The 4,873-nt window shown below is 42.1% G+C and carries 5 protein-coding genes and 1 pseudogene; 1 reads left to right on the forward strand and 5 read right to left on the reverse strand.

The features are described from left to right. Positions 1–502: pseudogene (locus STRDD04_RS10525) on the reverse strand (HAD hydrolase family protein); the annotation flags it as partial. Between the two features lie 110 nt (positions 503–612). After that, positions 613–1,167 (reverse strand): GNAT family N-acetyltransferase, encoded by a 555-nt coding sequence (locus STRDD04_RS02960; protein WP_062199227.1) that lies wholly within the window; start codon positions 1,165–1,167, stop codon positions 613–615. A 276-nt stretch (positions 1,168–1,443) separates the two neighbouring features. Between STRDD04_RS02960 and STRDD04_RS11580 the strand changes: the two genes are divergently transcribed. Continuing rightward, complete coding sequence (locus STRDD04_RS11580) at positions 1,444–1,566, forward strand: hypothetical protein (protein ID WP_269450142.1); 123 nt, start codon at positions 1,444–1,446, stop codon at positions 1,564–1,566. 253 nt (positions 1,567–1,819) lie between these two features. Here the strand turns inward: STRDD04_RS11580 and ucpA are convergent, their stop codons facing one another. The 3 genes from ucpA to STRDD04_RS02975 all read right to left on the reverse strand — a co-directional run. After that, positions 1,820–2,620 carry an SDR family oxidoreductase UcpA gene (ucpA, locus tag STRDD04_RS02965; protein WP_062199229.1) on the reverse strand — a complete coding sequence of 267 codons (801 nt, stop codon included), beginning with the start codon at positions 2,618–2,620 and terminating at the stop codon, positions 1,820–1,822. A 248-nt stretch (positions 2,621–2,868) separates the two neighbouring features. Continuing rightward, positions 2,869–3,735: a homoserine kinase gene (thrB, locus tag STRDD04_RS02970; RefSeq protein ID WP_062199231.1), complete on the reverse strand. Its 867-nt coding sequence runs from the start codon at positions 3,733–3,735 to the stop codon at positions 2,869–2,871. 1 nt (position 3,736) lies between these two features. Next, positions 3,737–4,873: homoserine dehydrogenase (locus STRDD04_RS02975; protein ID WP_082757332.1), on the reverse strand; the 1,137-nt coding region annotated here is incomplete at its 5' end.

Here is a 4,873-nt window from a genome sequence, read left to right on the forward strand (position 1 = left end):
AGCTCTCACCGCAGTAGGATAGCATTTCTAAATCATTACCTCCATCGCCAAAAGCCATGTACTGGTCCGGCCGGATGCCCCAGCATTCTACCAAGCGCTTAAGTCCCGATGCCTTATGACAGCCCGGAACGATTAAGTCAATAGAACCATGGCCACTGGTAGTCGGCTCGACCTTCCCAGCTAGCTTTTCTCGAAAGAGATCATAGTAGTCATAGGTCTTATCCGCTGGCACTGTCGGGGTGTCGGGGCAAATTTAAGAACAGTATCTTGTACGTCCTTGAAATCATCTACCCATTGCAGGCGATGATAATAGTGATTGGTCAGCTCATAAAAATCTTGACTGATTGTCCCTCGCTCGCAATAGGCACTTTCTAGTCCGCAGAGGACATTCTTTATCTATCGCAGCTAAAATTCGCTTAAAGAGTGGCACATCATAAGTATAATCTGAACGGACAAAGGTTCCATCTACATCTACTGCCACTAGTTTAATATCCTTATCCATTATATCCCTTCCTTGCTGTTCGATTATTTTTCTACATAAGCTGAACTATAACTTTACTTTCATCCTTTTTCTTAAGCAAAGGCGACAGTTTCTACCAATAAACTCTATTTTTAGTAGTCGCTGAAACGTCTGTGCTTGATTTCAAAGTCGAAATAATGCTCCTCCTGAAGGCGGCGGAAGATATCTCGATAGGCTTCCTCATCAAAAGATTCTCCTCGATAAAGGATTTCAAAACTAAGCTCGTCATATTCCAAAAAAGCATTGGCTGAGCGGAATCCCTTACGCTGATAAAAGTCCCAGCGAGCCTGGCGTTGCTCAGGATTGTCACAAGGCTCATCCAGACGCTCAATCTCTAAGAGCATGGTCCGCTGATAAAAATTTACCAGCTTATCAATGATTTCTCCACCATAGCCATGGCTGCGCAGGTGAGGCATAATGGCAAAAAAACTGACATAAAAAGCCTGTTCATTGGAAATGGCAAAAGCAAAGCCAACAAATTCATTTTCATGATAAAAAGCAAAAAAATTGGCCTCTTCCTGATCTTCATAACGCAAAAACTCGCTGAGCGGCACCCTCTCCTCTTCCGGAAAAGCCTCAATATTTAAGGCTTCTACTTTGTCCAAATCTGGAAAATCTGCTGTAATAAGCTGGCTGGTTAAGCTCATAAAATCACTCCTTTTCTATTGATAGTATAACAAATTTTGCAAAGGGTTTCAAAAACGAGCAAACTAGTTGGCAAGAATTCATAAAAACCAAGGGAAACATCTTGGCTTACTGATTGATTATTTACTTGCCTACACTAACCTGCACTGGAAACCTCCCTGATTGGTCATTAGTCTGTTGATTTCATCCTTGGGGGGGCCACCACTTTCTACTGTTACTATCTGGACAAGGGGGGTATTTGTTTAACATCAACTCTATAGTAGTAAGGAATCATAATCATGGATGCTCAGGATTTAGGTTATCGCTTTCCTCATCTCAGTCTGAATATCCATGACATGAGTCAGGTAGTAGCCTGCCAGCTGGGTATTATGGTAAGTAATAACGGAATGAGCAAAAAATAGCCAGTTCTCGCATGTGGCCCACAGTTGCTAGGCATCCTGCCATACTGCTTTCGGATTAGAAATATCGTTCCCACCCTTAACTCATATACTAATTTCTCATTTCTGATTCTCAAAATTCAAGTTTACATATCATCCATTGTATAAAATAAAAGGTGTTGAAATCACAGTATCAGTTCCAACACCTTTTGAATTTTTTGATAGATAGCCCTTCGTCTGCTAAACCTATCTTCCATGAATACAAATTCTTAATTTTCTAATTTGTCCCCATACTCATGGTTTCCGGCAAAGTACTGCCTCCATCAATAACAACTTGAGAACCTGTTAAATAAGAGGATTCATCGCTTCCTAGAAATGCAAAAAGTTCACCAACCTCGTTTGGTTTTGCCAGACGTTTCATTGGTACGCCACGGGCAATATCATTGATAATACTTTCGGGATCGTCAGGATTTGACTCTTTTGCCATCTTTTCCACCATAGGCGTTCGAGCATAGCCGAGCTGAGTGCAGTTAACCCGAATATTACGATCTGCATATTCAACAGCCAAAGATTTTGTCAAACCGACAAGAGCTGCCTTTGTCATAGCATAGGCCGCTTCTCCAGCATCAGCTACAATGTCTCCTGTCACTGAAGAAGCAATAACAATCGCACCTTTTCCTTGTCTGAGCATGGGTTGGATAGCAGCTTGACAGGTATTCCAAACACCCTTAATATTCACATCGATATGGAAATCTCTCATTTTGTCACTCATTTCCTCAAACGGAGCCAACTGACAAACACCGGCATTGCAACATGCAATATCCAAAGAAGCAAATTGCTCCACTGTCTTTCTCACCGCTGCTTCCATATCTTCTTTTTTCGATACATCTCCGACAAAAGTAATGACCTCTGTCTGATAAGAATCTCGAAGTTCTTGAGCAGTTTTTTCCAGCTCTATTGAATCAAGATCAATCAAGCAACATTTCGCCCCATATTTAGCATAAACAAGGGCAATCCCTTTTCCAAGTCCAGCAGCAGCTCCTGTGATTAAAGCTACCTTATTATCTAATTTTGCCATTTTCAACATCCTTTCTAAATAATAGTATATGAAAACGCTTTCCAACCTAAGTGTAGTCTAAAAAAACGCCTTTGTCAAATATTAACAGACTATGAAATCCTCAATGAATACTATGATATAAAAGCTTTGTTAAGGACTTAAATGAGTCATATTGAACTATAAAAAAGAGAGAAGCTGCGTTCTCTCTCAATGTTAAAATTTGTCAGCTATTACAGTAACAAAATCTATGAATATTCTCTAGATCGCTTTTACTCTTCTACACGTACACCTTGAGTATCCACTTGCAACTGGAAGACTTGCCCATCAAAGCCCTGTTCCTTGATTAGTTTGTAAATCTGCTCAGCTTTGTTCCGCGGAGATAAGACCATCACTGTCGGTCCAGCCCCCGAAATATAGGTCGCAAAAGCTCCTTGTTTTCTGGCTAAAAATTTGATATCAGAAAACTCTTTGATGAGCGGCTGACGGTATCTTTCATGGAACCGATCTGATTCAATAGCACGACCAGCTGTTTTCATATCTCCCTTTAAAAGTGCTGCAATGGCCACATTTGCTATGGAGCTCGCTGCAACTGCTTCCTTATAAGACAGACGGTTTGGCAAGACACGGCGGCTTTCAACTGTTCTTAACTCATAATCAGGGATGAAAGCGATAAAGCTAGCCTCTGGAAAGTCTGATACAACTGCTGAGACCTGATTGTGGAAGGAACTGGCAACCACTAAATTCCCGTAAATTGCGGGTGCAACATTATCAGGATGACCTTCGATTTTTGTCGCAATCTTAAGCTTCTCATGATCAGATAAATTCAGATTTGCTAGTTGATTGGCCAGTTCAATTCCTGCAACGATAACGGAGCTGGACGATCCAAGACCACGCGCCAAAGGAATGTCACTGGTCATTTTCAGACGGCGAGGATGAAGGTCTGGGGCTAATTGCAGGGCAATCTTAATTAGTAAATTACGTTTATCAGTTGGGATTCTAGGATTGATGTCATGCTCAATGACCCACTCCTGACTCTCCTCCAAGACTTCAATTTCCAAATATTTGGAGACAGCGACACCAACTGAGTCAAAGCCAGGCCCAATATTGGCACTAGTTGCTGGTACAATAATTTTCATCTTATTCTCCTAATACTTTAAAGGTATTGAGCAATTCAAACTCTGGTACCTCACGCAACTTAGCCACTACATTTTCTAGCTGAGTTTTGCTAACAGCGTGCGTAATAATCACCACACGAGCTGTTTCGCCATCGCTGCTTTCTTGAAGAATCTGCTTAAATGATACTTCCTCAGCATTGAAAATTTCAGCCAAATGCAAGACTTGACCTCTAGCATCTGGAGCCAAAATAGAGAAATAATAGCTGCTCTTCACATCCTCAGGCTTAGCCAGAACTAGCTCACGACTAAATTCATTGAAGGCTTTGCCGACAGTGTCTTCGTTTAGACGGCGGACAATACGGACGATATCTGCAACAACACTGGTAGCAGTTGGTTTCTGACCTGCACCTGGACCATAATACATGGACTCTCCAATACCGATTGACTCGACAAAGACAGCGTTCATTACGCCATTTACGCTAGCTAGGGGATGTGCTTTAGGCAAGAAAGTAGGTGTCACCTCAGCTGCAATTCCAGATGGTGTTTCCTCGATAGACCCGACTAATTTAACCACATAGCCCAATTCCTGAGCAACTGCGACATCTTCAGGTGTGATATTGCGAATACCTTGGTGGCCAACATCTTCAAACTGGATATTCATACCGAAAGCAAATTGGCTGAGAATGACCATTTTATAAGCTGCGTCGATTCCATCAACGTCGTTGGTCGGATCACTTTCAGCAAATCCTAGGCGTTGTGCTTCTGCAAGGGCAGCTTCGTATGACCAGCCTTCTTCTACCATCTTGGTCATCATGAAGTTAGAAGTTCCATTGACTACCCCCAGAACGCGAGTAATCTTATCAGAAGCTAATGAATTGACTAAGGTACGCAAAATTGGGATACCGCCTGCAACAGCTGCTTCATAGTAGAGAGCAACGCCATTTTTCTGAGCAATGTCTAACAATTCTGAACCGTGAACTGCCAGTAAGTCCTTGTTGGCAGTTACCACTTGCTTACCTGCTTCGAGTGCACGTGTAATAAAGGTTTTAGCTGGCTCAATCCGCCCCATCAGCTCCACTACAATAGCAATCTCGTCGTCATTTAAGATTTCATCCACATTGGTCACAAAGTTGAAATCATTCCCAGCAGCTAAGAGACG

The sequence above is a fragment of the Streptococcus sp. DD04 genome, assembly GCF_001578725.1.
Taxonomy (GTDB): Bacteria; Bacillota; Bacilli; order Lactobacillales; family Streptococcaceae; genus Streptococcus; species Streptococcus sinensis.

Bases quoted from the DNA above. Each gene is read 5' to 3' on its own strand.
- STRDD04_RS02960 (WP_062199227.1), bottom strand. From the start codon at position 1,167: ATGAGCTTAACCAGCCAGCTTATTACAGCAGATTTTCCAGATTTGGAC.
- STRDD04_RS11580 (WP_269450142.1), top strand. From the start codon at position 1,444: ATGGATGCTCAGGATTTAGGTTATCGCTTTCCTCATCTCAGTCTGAAT.
- ucpA (WP_062199229.1), bottom strand. From the start codon at position 2,620: ATGGCAAAATTAGATAATAAGGTAGCTTTAATCACAGGAGCTGCTGCT.
- thrB (WP_062199231.1), bottom strand. From the start codon at position 3,735: ATGAAAATTATTGTACCAGCAACTAGTGCCAATATTGGGCCTGGCTTT.